Source organism: Neisseria sp. P0024.S006 (assembly GCF_051956595.1).
Taxonomy (GTDB): Bacteria; Pseudomonadota; Gammaproteobacteria; order Burkholderiales; family Neisseriaceae; genus Neisseria.
In genome coordinates this window covers 1-470 of the sequence record NZ_JBQCXH010000038.1, presented here as the reverse complement: position 1 = coordinate 470, position 470 = coordinate 1, and the positions used below count along the sequence as shown (strand labels likewise).

1 protein-coding gene and 1 pseudogene are annotated in these 470 nt (G+C 47.7%); one reads left to right on the top strand and one right to left on the bottom strand.

Translation table 11 applies throughout. From position 1 onward, the window contains the following. Positions 1-157: transporter associated domain-containing protein (locus tag ACTHUF_RS11145; protein ID WP_440407729.1), on the top strand; the 157-nt coding region annotated here is incomplete at its 5' end. A 62-nt stretch (positions 158-219) separates the two neighbouring features. On the opposite strand, the pseudogene ACTHUF_RS11140 reads toward ACTHUF_RS11145, so the two are convergent. Further along, a pseudogene (locus ACTHUF_RS11140) lies at positions 220-470 on the bottom strand (anhydro-N-acetylmuramic acid kinase); the annotation flags it as partial.

Sequence of the window (470 nt, the reverse complement as noted above, 5' to 3'; positions counted from 1 at the left end):
CTTTCATACCGTTGGGGGCTTAATTATGGAAGCATTACAAAGTATTCATGATGTAGGCGATTTCATCGATTATCACGGCTGGCGTTTTGAAGTGGTTGCGAAGGACGGACAACGGATTGCACGTGTGCAAATCAACCGTTTGCCGGAAGAAGAATAAGTGAAGGCTAATTAGTCAAGGTCGTCTGACCATGTTCAGAAGGCCTTTTTATTTATCCGACTTTAGTTGCCGTAATGTCCGGAGCATAAAATTCGGTGTGAATGTGCGCAGGTTGCATGGTGGGACTTGCTTGGACTTTAATTGCACCAACAGGCTGCAAGCCAGGCAAAAGCAGCGGCTTCGACTCATTGCGGGTCCAGATGGAGCTTGGCTGTGCTGTGTAATTGGGTGTAGGGAGAAAACAGGGTTTACACGTCGTGCATTAAAACCGGATTGTGGATGCCGCCGCCGCAGATATAAAGATGAGGAATCG